General features: G+C 62.8%; 15 protein-coding genes. 9 read left to right on the forward strand and 6 right to left on the reverse strand.

Annotated features, from left to right (window positions below):
• Position 1 precedes the first annotated feature (1 nt).
• Together FW789_RS05050 and FW789_RS05055 are read left to right on the forward strand one after the other, a co-directional pair.
• Positions 2-1,420: a Y-family DNA polymerase gene (locus FW789_RS05050; protein ID WP_446431075.1), complete on the forward strand. Its 1,419-nt coding sequence runs from the start codon at positions 2-4 to the stop codon at positions 1,418-1,420.
• A complete protein-coding gene (locus tag FW789_RS05055) occupies positions 1,417-4,497 on the forward strand; it encodes an error-prone DNA polymerase (protein WP_446431076.1) in 3,081 nt (1,026 codons plus the stop codon). Before FW789_RS05050 ends, FW789_RS05055 begins: the two co-directional genes overlap by 4 nt.
• Positions 4,498-4,504: 7 nt before the next feature.
• Here the strand turns inward: FW789_RS05055 and FW789_RS05060 are convergent, their stop codons facing one another.
• Positions 4,505-5,326, reverse strand: coding sequence for an aldo/keto reductase (locus tag FW789_RS05060; RefSeq protein ID WP_446431077.1), 822 nt, complete (start codon positions 5,324-5,326; stop codon positions 4,505-4,507).
• A complete protein-coding gene (locus FW789_RS05065) occupies positions 5,314-6,219 on the reverse strand; it encodes a LysR family transcriptional regulator (protein ID WP_446431078.1) in 906 nt (301 codons plus the stop codon). The genes FW789_RS05060 and FW789_RS05065 overlap by 13 nt, the downstream gene beginning before the upstream one ends.
• Positions 6,220-6,338: 119 nt before the next feature.
• On the opposite strand from FW789_RS05065, the gene FW789_RS05070 reads away from it, so the two are divergent.
• From FW789_RS05070 to FW789_RS05085, 4 genes are all read left to right on the forward strand, one after another.
• Positions 6,339-7,037, forward strand: a complete 699-nt coding sequence (locus tag FW789_RS05070; RefSeq protein ID WP_186698450.1) for a CoA transferase subunit A — start codon at positions 6,339-6,341, stop codon at positions 7,035-7,037.
• 34 nt (positions 7,038-7,071) lie between these two features.
• Positions 7,072-7,728, forward strand: coding sequence for a CoA transferase subunit B (locus FW789_RS05075; RefSeq protein WP_103437102.1), 657 nt, complete (start codon positions 7,072-7,074; stop codon positions 7,726-7,728).
• 141 nt (positions 7,729-7,869) lie between these two features.
• Positions 7,870-9,288 (forward strand): short-chain fatty acid transporter, encoded by a 1,419-nt coding sequence (locus FW789_RS05080; protein WP_103437103.1) that lies wholly within the window; start codon positions 7,870-7,872, stop codon positions 9,286-9,288.
• Between the two features lie 66 nt (positions 9,289-9,354).
• Positions 9,355-9,705 (forward strand): hypothetical protein, encoded by a 351-nt coding sequence (locus tag FW789_RS05085; RefSeq protein ID WP_101318843.1) that lies wholly within the window; start codon positions 9,355-9,357, stop codon positions 9,703-9,705.
• 101 nt (positions 9,706-9,806) lie between these two features.
• On the opposite strand, the gene FW789_RS05090 is transcribed toward FW789_RS05085, so the two are convergent.
• Together FW789_RS05090 and FW789_RS05095 are read right to left on the reverse strand one after the other, a co-directional pair.
• Positions 9,807-10,691 (reverse strand): dihydrodipicolinate synthase family protein, encoded by an 885-nt coding sequence (locus FW789_RS05090; RefSeq protein ID WP_411561788.1) that lies wholly within the window; start codon positions 10,689-10,691, stop codon positions 9,807-9,809.
• A 32-nt stretch (positions 10,692-10,723) separates the two neighbouring features.
• Entirely contained in the window at positions 10,724-11,506 is a 783-nt protein-coding gene (locus FW789_RS05095) for an aldolase (protein ID WP_411563347.1), read from the reverse strand.
• Positions 11,507-11,660: 154 nt separating this feature from the next.
• On the opposite strand from FW789_RS05095, the gene FW789_RS05100 reads away from it, so the two are divergent.
• On the forward strand, positions 11,661-12,200 hold the full coding sequence (locus tag FW789_RS05100) for a helix-turn-helix domain-containing protein (protein WP_186698444.1): 540 nt from the start codon (positions 11,661-11,663) through the stop codon (positions 12,198-12,200).
• A gap of 11 nt (positions 12,201-12,211) precedes the next feature.
• The gene (locus FW789_RS05105; RefSeq protein WP_446431079.1) at positions 12,212-13,024 is read left to right on the forward strand and encodes an AraC family transcriptional regulator; all 813 of its coding nucleotides are present in this window, start codon (positions 12,212-12,214) and stop codon (positions 13,022-13,024) included.
• On the opposite strand, the gene FW789_RS05110 is transcribed toward FW789_RS05105, so the two are convergent.
• Entirely contained in the window at positions 12,986-13,570 is a 585-nt protein-coding gene (locus FW789_RS05110; protein WP_446431080.1) for a LysE family translocator, read from the reverse strand. The two genes, FW789_RS05105 and FW789_RS05110, sit on opposite strands and share 39 nt — an antisense overlap.
• 270 nt (positions 13,571-13,840) lie before the next feature.
• Here FW789_RS05110 and FW789_RS05115 point away from each other — a divergent pair, with 270 nt between their 5' ends.
• Entirely contained in the window at positions 13,841-15,412 is a 1,572-nt protein-coding gene (locus FW789_RS05115) for a TerC family protein (RefSeq protein ID WP_103437109.1), read from the forward strand.
• On the opposite strand, the gene rarD is transcribed toward FW789_RS05115, so the two are convergent.
• Entirely contained in the window at positions 15,375-16,262 is an 888-nt protein-coding gene (gene rarD / locus FW789_RS05120; protein ID WP_411561784.1) for an EamA family transporter RarD, read from the reverse strand. The two genes, FW789_RS05115 and rarD, sit on opposite strands and share 38 nt — an antisense overlap.
• Positions 16,263-16,320: the final 58 nt, after the last annotated feature.

The following is a 16,320-nucleotide window of genomic DNA, read 5'->3' on the forward strand; positions in this document are numbered from 1 at the left end:
CATGTTGTGGGCCTGCATTTTATTGCCACAGCTGGCGCTGGACAGCGTCCTGCGTGAACGCGACGATCCGGATACGCCGCTGGTATTGATCGGCGGGGCGACCCAGCGCCGCGTGCTGCAAGCGGTCAACCCGGCTGCCGCCAGGCTCGGCTTGCGCGCTGGGCAGACGCTTATGGCCGCCCGCGCATTGGCCGATGGTTTCACCTGCGTTGAAGCCGACCCGGCCCAGGTCGAGCAGGTCCAGCAGTTGCTGGCTGCCTGGGCCTACCGCTACAGCGCGCAGGTTAGCCTGCATTATCCGCGGGCCTTGCTGCTCGAGGTCGGTTCCAGCCTGCAGTTGTTCGGGCCATGGCCTGTGCTTCAGGCGCGCCTGCGCGAAGAGCTGGATGCTCTGGGGCTGCGCCAGCGCATTGTGCTGGCGAGCAATCCGGTGGCCGCTCGCATGCTTGCCAACTGTCATGACGGCCTTGCCCTGAGCGATGCCGACGACACCCGCACGGCCCTGGCCAAGCTGCCGATCAACAAGGGCGGGCTGCCCACCGAGGCCAGCGAGGCCTTTACGCGGATGGGCCTGCGTCAGCTCGGCGAGGTGCTTGGCCTGCCGCGTGATGCGCTGGCCCGGCGCTTTGCCGCCGGGGTACAGCTGCATCTGGATCAACTGCTGGGGCTGCGCAGTCTGGGTCTCGAGTTCTACCTGCCGCCGGACCGCTTCGAGACGCGTCTAGAGCTCAACTTCGACGTTGAATCGCATCAGGCCTTGCTGTTCCCGTTGCGGCGGATGATCAACGACCTGGCGGCGTTTCTGGCCGGGCGCGACTGTGGCGTGCAGCGCTTCGAGCTGCACCTTGAACATGTTGAGGGCCCGGACACCGTGCTCAAGGTCGGGTTGTTGGCCGCCGAACGTGATGCGACCCTGCTGTTCGAGCTGGCCCGCGGGCGCCTGGAGCCGCTGCGCATCACTGCGCCGGTGCGCAACCTGCGCTTGCTGGCAGCAGACCTGCCGGCCTTTGTGCCGCAGCATCAAGCGCTGTTCGACCCGCGCGCGCAACAGGCGCAGCCGTGGGAGCAACTGCGCGAACGGCTGCGCGCGCGGCTGGGTGATGAAGCGGTGCAGGGCCTGCGTGCCGAAGCCGATCATCGCCCCGAGTGCGCTTGGCAACTTGCCAGCCAAGGTGCGTCCGGGACGCTGCAGGCTGCTGCAGATAGCCGCCCAGGTTGGTTGTTGGCGGCGCCTTTGCGCTTGAGTGAGGCCGATGTGCAGCTGTTGGGGCGGGCCGAACGGATCGAATCGGGCTGGTGGGATGGCGGCGATGTGCGCCGTGACTACTACCGTATCGAAACCCGTGAAGGCATGCGCGGCTGGGCCTATCAAGACCTCGCCGAGCCTGGTCCGCTGTGGTTGCAGGGGTGGTTCGCATGAGCGCCGGCGGCTATGCCGAGCTGCATTGCCTGTCGAACTTCAGCTTCCAGCGTGGGGCTTCCAGTGCCGACGAGTTGTTCAAGCGTGCCCGCGAGCAAGGCTATACGGCGCTGGCGATCACCGATGAGTGCACCCTGGCCGGTATCGTACGCGGCTGGCAAGCCGCCAAAGCGCACCAGCTGCGGCTGATCGTCGGCAGCGAAGTACGCTTACAGGACGGGCCGAAACTGGTTTTGCTGGTCGAGAATCTGCGCGGCTATCAGAGCCTGTGTGGCTTGATCACCCGCGCCCGGCGGCGGGCGGGCAAAGGTGAGTATCAGTTGTTTGCTGCGGACCTTGAGGCCAATTGCGAGGGCTTGCTGGCGCTATGGATACCGGATGAGGCTGACGACGCGAACGCTGCTCAGTGGCTGCGTGAGCTGTTTGGTGAACGGCTGTACCTGGCCGTGCACCTGCACCGTGGCGCTGACGATACTACGCGCCTGGCTCGTTTGCGCACGCTGGCTGCCCAGTTAGGCATTCGCGCTGTGGCCTGTGGTGATGTGCACATGCACAGCCGTGGACGGCGCGCCCTGCAGGATTGCATGACCGCCGTGCGCCATCACTGCACGATCACCAGCGCCGGGCGTTACCTGTTCGCCAACGGCGAACGCCACCTGCGCAGCCTGGCTCAGCTCAACGAGCTGTACCCGGGAGACTTGCTCGAACAAAGCCAGGTGATCGCCGAGCGCTGTCACTTCGAGCTGAGTGAGCTGAAATACCAGTATCCACGCGAAGTGGTGCCGCCAGGGCACACCCCGGCCAGTTGGCTGCGCCACCTGTGTGAACAGGGCATGCCCCGGCGTTGGCCGGACGGCGCCAGTGCCGAGGTGCGCCAGGTCCTCGACAAGGAGCTGGCGCTGATCGAAGAGCTGCACTACGAAAGCTACTTTCTCACTGTGCACGACATCGTCGATTTCGCCCGCAAGCAAGGCATTCTCTGTCAGGGCCGCGGTTCGGCGGCCAACTCGGTGGTGTGTTTTGTGCTCGGCATCACCGAGCTTGATCCGATGCAGCATCATCTGCTGTTCGAGCGCTTTCTCTCACGCGAGCGCAACGAGCCGCCCGATATCGATGTGGATTTCGAGCACAACCGCCGTGAAGAGGTCATTCAATATGTGTTCCGCCGCTATGGTCGCCACCGTGCGGCACTGACCGCCGTGGTCAGTACCTATCACGCGGCTGGCGCGGTGCGCGATGTGGCGCGGGTGCTCGGGCTGCCGGCCGACCAGGTCGATGCGCTGGCCAAGTGCTGCGGCCGCTGGACGGATCGCATCCCCGATGCGCAGCGCCTGGCTGAGGCGGGCTTCGAGGCGCAAAGCCCGTCGTTGCGGCGGATTCTGGTGCTGGCCGGCGATCTGATCGGTTTCCCCCGGCACCTGTCGCAGCACCCTGGGGGCTTTGTCATTTCCGAGCAACCGCTGGACCAGCTGGTGCCGGTGGAAAACGCGGCCATGGCCGAGCGCACGGTGATCCAGTGGGACAAGGACGACCTCGATATGGTCGGCCTGCTCAAGGTCGACGTGCTGGCGCTGGGGATGCTCAGCGCGCTTCGCCGTTGTTTCGATCTGCTCGCGCAGCACCGTGGGCGCCATTTGACCCTGGCTACCATTCCCAGCGAAGACCCTGCGACCTACGCCATGATCAGCCGCGCCGAGACCATCGGTGTGTTTCAGATCGAATCACGCGCGCAGATGGCCATGCTGCCGCGGCTCAAACCCAAGACGTTTTATGACCTGGTAATCGAAGTGGCGATCGTCCGCCCGGGCCCGATTCAGGGCGACATGGTCCACCCGTATCTGCGCCGGCGGCTGAAGCAGGAAGAGGTGACGTATCCATCGCCAGCGCTCGAGGCCGTGTTCAAGCGCACGCTGGGTGTGCCGTTGTTCCAGGAACAGGTCATGGAGTTGGCGATGGTTGCCGCCGACTACAGCCCTGGCGAAGCCGATCAGTTGCGCCGCAGCATGGCCGCCTGGAAACGCCACGGCGGCCTTGAACCGCATCGCGTGCGCTTGCTCGAGGGCATGCTGCGTAACGGCTACGAGCTGGCCTTTGCCGAGCGAATCTTCGAGCAGATCAAGGGCTTTGGCAGTTATGGCTTTCCCGAGTCGCACGCTGCCAGCTTTGCCTTGTTGTGTTACGCCAGCAGCTGGCTCAAGTGCCACGAGCCGGCGATCTTCACCTGTGCCTTGGTCAACAGCTGGCCAATGGGCTTCTACAGCCCTGACCAGTTGCTCCAGGACGCCAGGCGCCAAGGGATCGAGGTGCGCCCGGTGGACGTCTTTTACAGCGAGTGGGACTGCACCCTTGAGCCCTTGGTCGGCGACGCCTTGGCCATTCGCCTGGGCTTGCGCCAGATCCGCGGGTTTACCGAAGCCGACGCTTCACGGCTGCAGCAGGCCAGGCAGCAACGACCTTGGCGCGATGTCGAAGACCTGTGCCTGCGCGCCGAACTCGACAGCCGTGCCCGCGCGCGCCTGGCCGATGCCGGGGCGTTGCGCGGGTTGGCCAGCGATCGTCATCAGGCCCGCTGGCAGGTGGCTGCCGTGCAGGCGCAACTGCCCTTGTTCGCCGATATCGGCAGCGCAGGCGAGCAGGCCGTGGCGTTGCCAAGGCCAACCGTGGCGCAGGACCTGGTAGCCGATTACGCCACCCTCGGCACTACCCTTGGGCCGCACCCATTGAGTCTGTTGCGCCCGCGCCTGCGCGCATTGGGTTGTCGCAGCTCGGCGGAGCTGGACAGCGTCGAGCATGGCGATGCGATTGCCGTGACCGGTCTGGTGGTTGGTCGGCAGCGACCTGGCACGGCCAGCGGGGTGACGTTTGTCACCCTGGAAGATGAGGCGGGCATGGTCAACGTGGTGGTCTGGCGCGACCTGGCCGAACGTCAGCGAAGGGCGCTGGTTGGCGCCCAGTTGCTCAAGGTCAGTGGCCGGCTGGAACATGAGAAAGGCGTCAGGCACTTGATTGCCCGCCGGCTGGAAGACGTCAGCCCGCTATTGCAAGGGCTGGACGTGCGCAGCCGCGACTTTCACTGAGGCCGGCCTAGACCATCGCCAGGTGCTGCTTGCGCGTAGGCGGGGCAAAGGCCTGATCAATCGCTTGCAGGTCGGCAGCGCTCAAGCTTAGCTCGCCTGCCGCGGCATTGAGCTGCACATGCCTTGGGTCGACGGCCTTGGGGATGGCAATCACTCCCGCATGGCGGGTAACCCAGGCCAGGCTGACCTGCGCTGGGGTGGCGTTATGGCGCTCGGCGATTTCGGCCAGCAGCGGATGCTGCAGTAGCTGGCCTGCCTGGGCTAGCGGGCAGTAAGCCATGATCGGCATCTGCTGCGCCTGGCTCCAGGGCAACAGGTCGAACTCGATGCCGCGTTGGGCCGGGTTGTACAGCACCTGGTTGGCTGCACAGGCCGCGTTATCAAGCTCGATCATGTCGTCCAGATCGAAGTTGGAAACGCCCCAGCGGCGAATCTTGCCTTGTTCGCGCAAGCGCTCGAAGGCCTCGACGGTTTCTTCCAGCGGATACTGGCCACGCCAGTGCAGCAGGTACAGGTCAATGCAATCGGTGCCCAGCCGGCGCAGGCTGCGCTCGCAGGCTTGCGGCACGCCGCGCTGGCTGGCGTTGTGCGGGTAGACCTTGCTGACCAGAAACACCTGGTCACGGCGACCAGCCATGGCGGCGCCGACCACTTCCTCGGCGCCACCTTCGGCATACATCTCGGCGCTGTCGATCAGGCTCATGCCAAGCTCGATGCCTTGCTGCAAGGCCGCCACCTCGGCGGCCTTGCGCGCCGGGTCTTCGCCCATGTACCAAGTGCCTTGGCCTATGGCGGCAACGCGGCGGTCTGCAAGTTCTACTGTGCGCATGTCAACTCCTGTGGTGGGGTGTGGGCAATGACGACATCCAGCAGCGCCTCGGCTGCGGTTGAAAGCTTGTGTTCACTCAGCGAAATAACGCCAATACGCCGCTCGACGCTGGGTTCAACCAAGGCGACGCAGCGGGCGCCAAGCTCCTGCATCTGCTTGATGCACAGGGCCGGCACAGCGCTGACGCCAAGGCCATTGGCGACCATGCGGCCAATGGTGGTCAACTGATGGCTCTCGAACGCCACGGTCAACTTGCCGTGGCCGGCGGCGACGTTCTGTTCCAGCAGCAGGCGCACCGCAGACGGTCGTTGCAGGGCGATGAAATCTTCGGCCAGCAATGCCTGCCAGCTCACCTCATGCTGCAGTGCCAGCGGTGAGTCTGCTGGCACCACCGCCACGAAGCGGTCCATGTACAGCGGCACAAAGCGCAGACCGTCGAGGTTGTCCGGCTCGAAACCAATGCCTAGTTCGACGCGGCGATGGCGCACCAGTTCCTGCACCTGTTCATTGATCACGTCATGCACGGTGACGTTGACCCGCGGATAACGCTGGCGAAACACCTTCAACGCCTGCGGCAGCAAGTTGCCGGCGAAGGCCGGCATCGCCGCCACCGAGACCCGCCCCAGTTGCAAGGTAAAGCGCTGGCGCAGCATCTCTTCGGTGTCGTCCCAGTCGGCCAGCAGCCGCCGCGCCAACGGCAGCAGCACCTCGCCTTCGGGGGTCAGGCTGACGCTGCGGGTGGTGCGGGCGAGCAGGGCGCCGCCGAGGTTGTCCTCCAACGCCTTGATGGTCAGGCTCAAGGCCGGCTGCGACACATGCAGATGCTCGCCCGCCTGGGCAAAGCTCAGGTACTTGGCTACGGTGACAAAGGCACGCAACTGCTTGGCGTTCATGCGGGGGTGGGCCTTTTGTTTTAGAAAAATTATCAATCGATGACTAAAACAAAATTAACAAATCAGTCGGCAGCGGTGAAGATGGCTGCACGCACAAACAACTATAAAGGCGAATCAGCATGGCCGGACTGGACAAGCGCGTTGCAACCTACGAAGAGGCCCTGGCAGGCCTGACCGACAACATGACCGTACTGGCCGGCGGCTTCGGCCTCTGCGGCATCCCGGAAAACCTCATCGCCCAGATCAAGCGCAGCGGGGTCAAGGGCCTGACCGTGGTCTCGAACAACTGCGGCGTCGATGGTTTCGGCCTGGGCATCCTCCTCGAAGAACGGCAGATCGCCAAGATGATCGCGTCCTATGTCGGCGAAAACGCCGAGTTCGAGCGCCAGTTGCTCAGCGGCGAACTTGAAGTGGTACTGACCCCCCAAGGCACTCTGGCAGAGAAAATGCGCGCTGGTGGCGCTGGCATACCGGCGTTCTTCACCGCCACCGGCTATGGCACCCCGGTTGCCGAAGGCAAGGAAGTGCGTGAGTTCAATGGCCGCAAGTACATCCTCGAAGAAGCCATCACCGGCGATTTCGCCATCGTCAAAGGCTGGAAGGCCGACCACTACGGCAACGTGATATATCGCAACACGGCGCAGAACTTCAACCCGCTGGCCGCTACTGCCGGCAAGATCACCGTGGTCGAGGTCGAGGAGATCGTCGAGCCCGGCGTGTTGCTGCCAAGCGAGATCCATACCCCAGGGATCTTCGTCGATCGTGTGATCGTCGGCACCTTCGAGAAGCGCATCGAAAAGCGCACCGTCAAGGCCTGAACGCCGCCCATAGAACAACAAAGAGATCCAGACCATGGCACTGACCCGCGAACAGATGGCCCAACGCGTCGCCCGTGAACTGCAGGATGGCTTCTACGTCAACCTCGGCATCGGTATCCCGACCCTGGTGGCCAACTATGTCCCCGCCGACATGGACGTGATGCTGCAATCGGAAAACGGTCTGCTCGGCATGGGCGAGTTTCCCACCGAGAGCACCATCGATGCCGACATGATCAACGCCGGCAAACAAACCGTCACCGCCCGCCGCGGCGCCTCGATTTTCGATTCGGCACAATCGTTCGCGATGATCCGCGGCGGCCATGTAGACCTGACCGTACTCGGCGCCTTTGAAGTGGATGTGGAAGGGAACATTGCCTCGTGGATGATCCCCGGCAAGCTGGTCAAAGGCATGGGCGGCGCCATGGACTTGGTCGCAGGCGCCGACAACATCATCGTCACCATGACCCATGCATCCAAGGACGGCGAGTCCAAGCTGCTGTCACGCTGCAGCCTGCCGTTGACCGGTGCTGGCTGCATTCGCAAGGTGCTGACCGACCTGGCCTATCTGGAAATCGAAAACGGGGCATTCATCCTGCGCGAAACCGCGCCGGGCGTGACTGTCGAAGAAGTGATTGCCAAAACCGCCGGCAAGCTGATCGTTGCCGATGATGTGAAAGAAATGACCTTCTGATCGCCGCTGGTTTACCCCAGCCCCCTGTAGTGGTGGGCTTGCTCTGCAAAGGCTGACCCCTTTGCCGAGCAGGCCCGTTGCTGCAGGTTTTTTGCGTGTGCCTTGAAATCCCCTGACAAGACCAATAAAAGGAAAACTACCGTGGCCGCTGAAATTCAGGATAGCCGCTCCGCCCGGTTCGCTCTGCGCTGCTCCAACTGGGCCGAGCGCTGGTTCCCCGACTCGTGGGTATTTGCCGCCTTGGCGGTGGTGCTGGTGTGCGTCGCCGCAATGGCCATGGGCGCCAAGCCGACCGACACTGCCAAGGCCTTTGGCGATGGTTTCTGGAGCCTGATCCCGTTCACCATGCAGATGGCCTTTGTGGTCATCGGCGGTTATGTGGTCGCCAGCTCACCGCCGGCGGCACGGCTGATCGATCGGCTGGCACGGATCCCGAAAAACGGCCGTTCTGCAGTCTGCTGGGTGGCGCTGATCTCGATGGTGGCGTCGTTGCTCAACTGGGGCCTGTCGCTGGTGTTCGGCGGCTTACTGGTAAGGGCACTGGCCCGCCGCACCGATCTGAAAATGGACTATCGCGCTGCAGGCGCAGCGGCCTACCTTGGCTTGGGCGCGGTATGGGCGTTAGGCTTGTCGTCGTCGGCGGCGCAGCTGCAGGCCAACCCGGCCAGCCTGCCACCGTCGATCCTGTCGATCACCGGCGTGATTCCCTTCACCGAGACCATCTTCCTTTGGCAGTCCGGCGTCCTGCTGGCGGCGCTGGTGATCGTCTCGCTGATCGTGGCCTATGCCACCGCACCCGGCGCCAGCAGCGCGCGTACTGCCGAGCAATGCGGGATCGACCCCAGCTTCAGCGCGCCGCCGCCGGCGCCGCGTACCCGTCCCGGCGAATGGCTGGAACACAGCCCGGTGCTAACCTTGTTGCTGGTGGCATTGGCTGCTGGCTGGCTATATCAGGAGTTCGCCAGCAAGCCGGCGATTACCGCGATTTCCGGGCTCAATACCTACAACTTCCTGTTCATCATGCTCGGCGCTCTGCTGCACTGGCGACCGCGCAGCTTTCTCGATGCCGTGACCCGCGCGGTGCCGACCACCACCGGGGTGCTGATCCAGTTTCCCCTGTATGGCTCGATCGCCGCGGTGCTGACTCAGGTCAAGGGCATCGATGAGCAGACTCTGGCTCATCATATCTCGACCTTCTTCGTGCAGATCGCCACGCACGACACCTATGCCTTGCTGATGGGTGTGTACTCGGCGGTGCTGGGCTTCTTCATCCCCTCGGGCGGCGGTAAGTGGATCATCGAAGCGCCGTACGTGATGCTGGTGGCCAACGACCTGCAGTATCACCTCGGCTGGGCGGTACAGATCTACAACGCGGCCGAAGCCTTGCCCAACCTGATCAACCCGTTCTACATGCTGCCGCTGCTTGGGGTGCTTGGGCTCAAGGCGCGGGACCTGATCGGCTTCTCGTTCGTGCAGCTGCTGGTGCATGCGCCGTTGGTGCTGGTGCTGCTGTGGGCACTCGGCTCGACCTTGCAGTACACGCCACCGGTGATGCCGTGAGCGGGTGCGGGCACTTAAACGGTTAAACGCGGTCACAGCCGGGCACACATTTACTCAGGAGCTGTAATGAAGAAGATTTCTCTGTGTCTCGGCGCCGCACTGTTGGCCGGGCTGGCGGGCTGCGCCGGCAATGACCACCTCGACACCAGCCGACTGACCAAAGTCGATGAAAACCACGCCAACCTCGAAGCGAACGGCGCGCGTTATATCCTCGACAGCTACATCATCCCGTTCAACCAGCCATACTTCATCAGCGTCCAGCGCGATGACGGCAAACCGCTGACCATCGCCGAGGCGGCAGCTGTCGCACAGCCGTACATCGAAACACGTGGCTGCACCCAGCCCGTGGCGCGTCGCCCGGATCTGGACAAGAGCAACGCTGCGAAAACCCAGTGGATCGTCGGCATCGAGTGCTGATGACTGGCTGTTTGCTGTTGCGTTGAATCGACAACGTCTGCCTGACCTTGGTTGAGGTTCAGGCAGGCGCTTGTACAGGGTGTGGCTACCCGCTCAACCGCTCAGCGCAGTTGCGCCAACAGTTCCTGCAGTTTCTCGATGTTCTGTTGATCCAGAGCGAATACCGGCCGGCGTGGTTCACCCGCATCCAGCCCGGTCAGGGTCAGGCCGGCCTTGACGGTAGCCGGTAAGCCGCCCTTGAGGATGAACTCAAGCAATGGCAACTGCCGGTAGAACAGCGTTTTGGCCTGTTCCAGGTCGCCCGCCAGTACCGCGTGGTACAGCTCCAGGTTGAGTTCCGGGATCAGGTTGCAGGCCGCCGTGCACCAGCCCTTGGCACCCGCTGCGAAGGCTTCCAGCGCCAACGGGTTGCAGCCGTTGTAGAACGGCACCTGACCCTCACCGAGTACATGCAGCTTGTGCATCCGCTGAATATCACCGGTACTTTCCTTGACCATGGTGACGTTGTCGATCTCGCGCACGATGCGCAGGATCAGTTCGACCGGCATGTCGGTGCCGCTGGTGGCCGGGTTGTTGTAGAGCATGATCGGCAGGTCTACCGAGGCTGCGATGGCGCGGTAGTGCTGGACAATCTCGCGCTCGCTGAGCTTCCAGTACGCAGTTGGTAACACCATCAGCGCATCGGCGCCATGTGCCTGGGCAAAACGGGCACGGCGGATCGCCCCGGTAGTGGTCAGGTCAGAGACGCTGACGATGCTCGGCACGCGCTTGGCAATGCTGCCCAGGCTGTACTCGGCGACCTGTTGCCATTCACTGTCGCTCAGGTAGGCGCCTTCACCGGTGCTGCCCAGCGGCGCGATCACGTGGACGCCACTGTCGATCAGGCGCTCGATGCACTGGCCGAGTGCAGGCAGGTCAAGCTGTTCGCCGGCATGGCTGAACGGGGTAACGGTGTAGCCGATGATGCCGTGGAATTGTGTAGTCATGGTGCAAGGCTCCGCAAACAAGGCAGGGTTGATCAGTTCAGGCAGTCTTCATGCTTACGCAGGCACTGGCGGGCGTAATAGTTGAAGGCAGCAGTGTGGCGTTTGGGCCGGTCGATCCAGTCGTGTGCCTCGCGGCCCAACGCGGGAGTGATCGGTTTGATGGTGCCGGCAGCCATCGCCAGCAATTGCAGGCGGGCGGCGCGTTCGATCAATTGGGCGTAGACGCAGGCTTGCTCGACGCTGGCACCGGTCGACAGCTGGCCGTGATGCGAGAGCAGAATGGCGCGCTTGTCGCCCAGCGCGTTGCTGATCAGTTCGCCTTCTTCGTTGCCCACCGGGACACCAGGCCAGCTTTCGAGAAACGCGCAGTCCTCAAAAAGCGGGCACAGGTCCATGTGCGAGACCTGCAGCGGCACTTCAAGCATCGACAGCGCTGCGACATGGGTCGGATGCGTGTGAATGATGCAGTTGACGTCTGGACGGGCGCGATAGACCCAGCTGTGAAAACGGTTGGCCGGGTTTGGCATGCCTTGTCCTTCGAGCACTTCCAGGTCCTCGTTGACCAGCAGCAGGTTGCTGGCGCTGATCTCGTCGAAACCCAGGCCCAATTGTTGGGTGTAGAAGGTACCGGGTTGTGGCCCGCGGGCGCTGATTTGCCCAGCCAGGCCGGAGTCATGGCCGTGGTCGTACAGAATTCGGCAGGTCAGTGCCAGCTTTTCGCGCACGGTCCACGTATTATCGGCGAGCGAACTTTGCATCTGGGTCAGCGCCTGGCGCACCAGTTGCTCTTTGCTGTGTGACAGGGTTGTGGCCATGGGCGACTATCCTCTGTGGCGAATGATGAAGGTCAGCGGTCTGTGTTCGGCTGTGTGGTGTGGTCCGAGCTCGATGATGCAATTAATGACACTAGATATCCTATATGACACAAAGTGTCATAAGCAACAGTGTTTCTTGGGAATACCGAAATTCATGTCTATCCGATTGAAATTGCTGAGAAAAAAACTCGGTATCACGCTTGAGGTACTGGCTGACAAGGCCGGGATGACTAAAAGCTACCTGTCCAAAGTCGAGCGCGGGCTGAACACACCGTCGATTGCCAGCGCGCTGAAATTGGCGCGGGCGTTGAACGTCAACGTTGAGGAGCTGTTCTCTGAAGACGCCAGCGACCAGGCGCGCTACAGCCTGGTCCGCCAGGGCGAACGGCAGGCCTTGGTCGGCAGCGGCGAGGGTCCCGGCTATGCCGTGCTGACCTCGCAGGTCGGCCAGCGCAGCCTGCTGCCGTTTCTGATCCAGCCGCCCACCGAGTTCAGCGATCCGACCTTCAAGGAGCACCAGGGCGAGGAGTTTCTGTTCGTCCATAGTGGCCAGGTTGAGGTCGATTTCATGACTGAGCGGGTGCTCCTGGGGAAGGGCGATGCCTTGCATTTCAACGCCCAGACTCCCCACCGGCTGCGCTCGATTGGCCCGCAGCAGGCGCAGTTGCTGGTGGTCGTGCAGGGCAGCGAGTAAGGGGCAGGGCGATGATCGAGACCTCACGGTTCTGGCGCGATCCGGCATTGCCTTTCGTTGAAGCGCGCCGCGTGGGTGACGGTCGCCAGGTGTGTTACGCGGCGCACTCCCATGAGAGCTTCTCGCTTGGAGTGATTACGGGTGGGCGCAGCAGCTACATGACCGGTGCGGTCAGTCATGAGGTGACTGCGGGCAGCACGGTGTTGATCAAACCGAGCGTGGTGCACAGTTGCAACCCAGTTGCTGGCGAGGCGTGGTCTTACCTGATGCTGTTTGTCGATATGCCGTGGCTGAGTGCGCAAGGCGTGCAGTTGCCAGAGGCAACCCTGAGCCATTCCTCAGCGCTGTACAGCCGGGTACTGCAGTTGTTCGCGAACTTGTTCGATGAAGCGACGGCCGAGCGCGAAGCCTTGCTGGCAGCTTTTTTTCGGGACTTGCCCGGCTATCTGCAACCTGCGGCAGCGACGCCCAGTGATGAGCATGCGCAATTGGAAGCTGGCGCAGCGTTCATCCGCACGCACCGGCAGGACCCGTTGACCCTCGCCGATATCTGCGCCGCTGCCGGATTGTCGCGGGCCTACCTGATTCGCGCCTTTCGCCAGCGCTTTGGGTTGACCCCGCATGGTTATCTGCTGGACCAGCGCGTGCAATATGCGCGCAGCCAACTGCGCCTGGGCCGGCCCATCGCCGAGGTGGCGGTGGACGCAGGCTTCGCTGATCAGGCGCATTTGCAGCGCGCGTTCAAGCGGCACCTGGCGGCAACCCCCGGGCACTACCGTAACGCCTCAGGCGCGCAGCAGCACCACAGCGCTGGCCACGATTAATGCCGCCAGCAGGCGATTGAACAGGCGCAAGCGCTTCGGGTTGTCCAGATAGTGGCTGATCACACTGCCGGCCCACGCCCAGCTGGCGATCGAGACAAAGCAGATCGGCGCGTAGATTGCGCTGAACAGCCACAGCAGTGGCTGATCCCCGCCGGTATAGACGCCCACGCCGGCAACGGCCGCCAGCCACGCCTTCGGGCTCACCCACTGCATGGCCGCGCCTTGCCAGGCTGAGGGTGCCTGCTGCTGTTGTTCAGCCGCTAGTTCGCCGTCGTCGCGGGCCAGTTGCCAAGCCATATACAGCAGGAACAACACACCGCCCCCCAGCAGCAACTGGCCCAGCGCTGGCCAGCGCAGCAACAGCTGGTGCACACCCAAACCGCACAACAGCAGTAGCAAACAGAAACCCAGCGTCGCGCCCGCGACATGGCCAAGGCTCGCCCGCAGGCCGTGGCGGGCGCCGCTGGCCAGGGCTACGATATTGACGGGGCCGGGTGAAATCGAGGCTGCCAGGGCAAAGGCAGCCATGGACAAGGACAGGCTCATGAGCAGGATTCCAGAGTTGAGGTGCGCTGATGGTGCGCGCCCACCCGGCCTGTGTATTGAACCAAAGTCCCCTGCGGTTTGCCTCAGAAACACCTGTTACAGGTTTTGTAATAGTTTCCCGCTGTCAGAAAATACGACTGTAATTGTAGGATCTGCATCCCAATTTCCCATTCAGGTATCTATGAACACCTTCTCGGAGCCCCCCAGTTCCTGGTCGTCCCGGCCATCTTGCACCCCCTCCCGTAACACATCCCTTGTGAGTACCCGCTAATGGAATGGCTTGCCGACCCCACGGCCTGGCTAGGCCTGTTGACGCTTATCGTCCTCGAGCTGGTGCTGGGTATCGATAACCTGGTGTTCATCGCCATCCTGGCTGACAAGCTGCCCCCGCATCAGCGCGACCGCGCGCGGGTGATCGGCTTGAGCCTGGCGCTGATCATGCGCCTGGGCCTGCTGGCGAGTATCTCGTGGATGGTCACCCTGACCGAGCCGCTGGTCGAACTCTTCGGCAAGACGTTCTCGGGCCGTGACCTGATCATGCTGTTTGGTGGTGTGTTCCTGCTGTTCAAGGCCACCATGGAGCTGCACGAACGACTGGAAGGGCACGTTGCGCAGTCCAGCGGCAGCGTCCGCCATTCGGCGTTCTGGCCGATCGTTGCGCAGATCGTGGTGCTTGATGCGGTGTTCTCGCTGGACGCGGTGATTACTGCAGTGGGGATGGTCGAACACCTGTCGATCATGATGATCGCGGTGATCTTCTCGATCGGTATCATGATTGTTGCCAGCAAGCCGCTGACCCGCTTCGTCAACGCCCACCCGACCGTGATCATGCTGTGTCTGGGCTTCTTGATGATGATCGGCTTCAGCCTGACCGCAGAGGGTCTGGGCTTCCATATCCCGAAAGGCTACCTGTACGCGGCGATTGGTTTCTCGATCCTGATCGAGCTGTTCAACCAGCTCGCCCGGGCTCGTCGCAAGCGCAGCCTGCAAGAACATCGCCCACTGCGTGAGCGCACTGCGCATGCGGTATTGCGCCTGATGGGCGGTCGCCGGGTAGAAGCGGACGAAGTTGGTGAAGAGATTGCCGATCTGGTTGAGGGTGGTCAGGAGCAGGTGCTGTTCGATCGCCGCGAGCGGGTCATGATCAGCGGTGTGCTGAACCTTGCCGAACGGCCTATCCGCACGGTGATGACGGTGCGTACCGAAGTCGATGCGCTGGACCTGGCACTGCCTGCCGAGAGCATTACCTTGGCCTTGGCCAACTCGCCATACTCGCGCCTACCGCTGATTCGTAACGGGCGTATCGAGGAGCCGCTTGGTTTCGTGCACAAGAAGGAGTTGCTCAAGGAGTACCTCGAGGGCAACAGACCTGACCTTGAGGCGATGGTGCGGGCGCCCCTGAATCTGCTGGAGAGCTTCAGCATCCTCAATGCGCTGGAGCAGATGCGCGGCCAGTCGACTCATATCGCCTTTGTGGTCAACGAATTCGGTGACTTCACCGGTTTGCTGACCATGACCGATATTCTTGAGTCGATTGCCGGTGAGTTGCCAGACGCCAGTGAGGTCGAAGGCCCGGCCATTGTCGAGGAGGCTGACGGCTTTGTGGTCAGCGGTGCCTTGAACCTTAGCCAGGTGCAGGCGCGGACCGGCTTCAGTGCCCGCGCTACCGAGGACTACCAGACCCTCGCGGGTCTGGTGATGAGCTTGCTGGACCGCTTGCCGCGGGTCGGTGACTGTCTGGCCTGGAACGGCTGGACCATGACCGTGATTGCGGTGGAGGAGCGGCGCGTGCGCCAGGTGCGCCTTACACAGAGCGGCGGCGTTGACGGAGCAGGTGCTTGATGCCCTCGAGCACCAGCACCAGTACCGCCGCCCAGATAGGCAGGTAGGTCAACCACTGGTCACGACCAATGGTTTCGCCCAGCAGCAGGGCGACGCCGACCAGTAGCACCGGCTCGACATAGCTGAGCAGGCCAAACAGGCCGAACGGCAACAGCCGACTGGCGAGTACATAGGCAATCAGTGCACCGGCGCTGATTGCCCCGAGCAGCGGAATCAAGCCGTAGAGTCCGGGGTGTGCACGCAGGTCGGCGGCCGACAGTGGGCCGTGGAACACGAAGTACAGCGCCCACGGCAACAGCAGGAACATGTCGCACCACAGACCGCCCAGGTGATCGGTGCGGCAGCGCCTGCGCAGCACGAAGTAGATCGGGTAGCCGATCATCACCACCAGGGTCTCCCAGGCGAAGCTGCCATGCTGGTATAGCTCGTGGCCTACCCCCAGCGCTGCGCACGCCACTGCCACTTTTTGCAGGCGTGAAAGCCGTTCGCCGTAGACCAGCCGTCCGGTCATGACCATCGCCAGCGGCAACAGGAAATAGCCCATCGACACCTCTAGGCTACGCCCGTGCAACGGTGCCCAGAGGAACAGCCACAGCTGCACGCCCATCAACCAGGAAGTGCCGAGCATGCCCAGTAGCAGCGCCGGGCTCCGGCGCACCCGGGCAAACAGCTCGGCGACACGCTGCCAGTCCTTGCTCAGCAGCATGAACAAGGTCAGACAGGGTAGGGTCAGCAGGGTCCGCCAGCCAAAAATCTCTTCGCCGTCGAGCGGCGCCAGCAGCGAGCTGTAGAAGTACATCACGGCGAACAGGCAGGACGCCGTGACCGATGTAACAATTCCTTTTGACACGAATGCCTCAATTACAGTGAATGGACGGTTTGGTCAGCTGCGCATGATCTCAGGGCGA

Source organism: Pseudomonas sp. 1121_17 (assembly GCF_052850745.1).

What these genes read in the sequence shown, in the direction of transcription:
- FW789_RS05050 (WP_446431075.1), top strand. Translation starts at nt 2, where the DNA reads ATGTTGTGGGCCTGCATTTTATTGCCACAGCTGGCGCTGGACAGCGTC.
- FW789_RS05055 (WP_446431076.1), top strand. Translation starts at nt 1,417, where the DNA reads ATGAGCGCCGGCGGCTATGCCGAGCTGCATTGCCTGTCGAACTTCAGC.
- FW789_RS05060 (WP_446431077.1), bottom strand. Translation starts at nt 5,326, where the DNA reads ATGCGCACAGTAGAACTTGCAGACCGCCGCGTTGCCGCCATAGGCCAA.
- FW789_RS05065 (WP_446431078.1), bottom strand. Translation starts at nt 6,219, where the DNA reads ATGAACGCCAAGCAGTTGCGTGCCTTTGTCACCGTAGCCAAGTACCTG.
- FW789_RS05070 (WP_186698450.1), top strand. Translation starts at nt 6,339, where the DNA reads ATGGCCGGACTGGACAAGCGCGTTGCAACCTACGAAGAGGCCCTGGCA.
- FW789_RS05075 (WP_103437102.1), top strand. Translation starts at nt 7,072, where the DNA reads ATGGCACTGACCCGCGAACAGATGGCCCAACGCGTCGCCCGTGAACTG.
- FW789_RS05085 (WP_101318843.1), top strand. Translation starts at nt 9,355, where the DNA reads ATGAAGAAGATTTCTCTGTGTCTCGGCGCCGCACTGTTGGCCGGGCTG.
- FW789_RS05090 (WP_411561788.1), bottom strand. Translation starts at nt 10,691, where the DNA reads ATGACTACACAATTCCACGGCATCATCGGCTACACCGTTACCCCGTTC.
- FW789_RS05095 (WP_411563347.1), bottom strand. Translation starts at nt 11,506, where the DNA reads ATGGCCACAACCCTGTCACACAGCAAAGAGCAACTGGTGCGCCAGGCG.
- FW789_RS05100 (WP_186698444.1), top strand. Translation starts at nt 11,661, where the DNA reads ATGTCTATCCGATTGAAATTGCTGAGAAAAAAACTCGGTATCACGCTT.
- FW789_RS05105 (WP_446431079.1), top strand. Translation starts at nt 12,212, where the DNA reads ATGATCGAGACCTCACGGTTCTGGCGCGATCCGGCATTGCCTTTCGTT.
- FW789_RS05110 (WP_446431080.1), bottom strand. Translation starts at nt 13,570, where the DNA reads ATGAGCCTGTCCTTGTCCATGGCTGCCTTTGCCCTGGCAGCCTCGATT.
- FW789_RS05115 (WP_103437109.1), top strand. Translation starts at nt 13,841, where the DNA reads ATGGAATGGCTTGCCGACCCCACGGCCTGGCTAGGCCTGTTGACGCTT.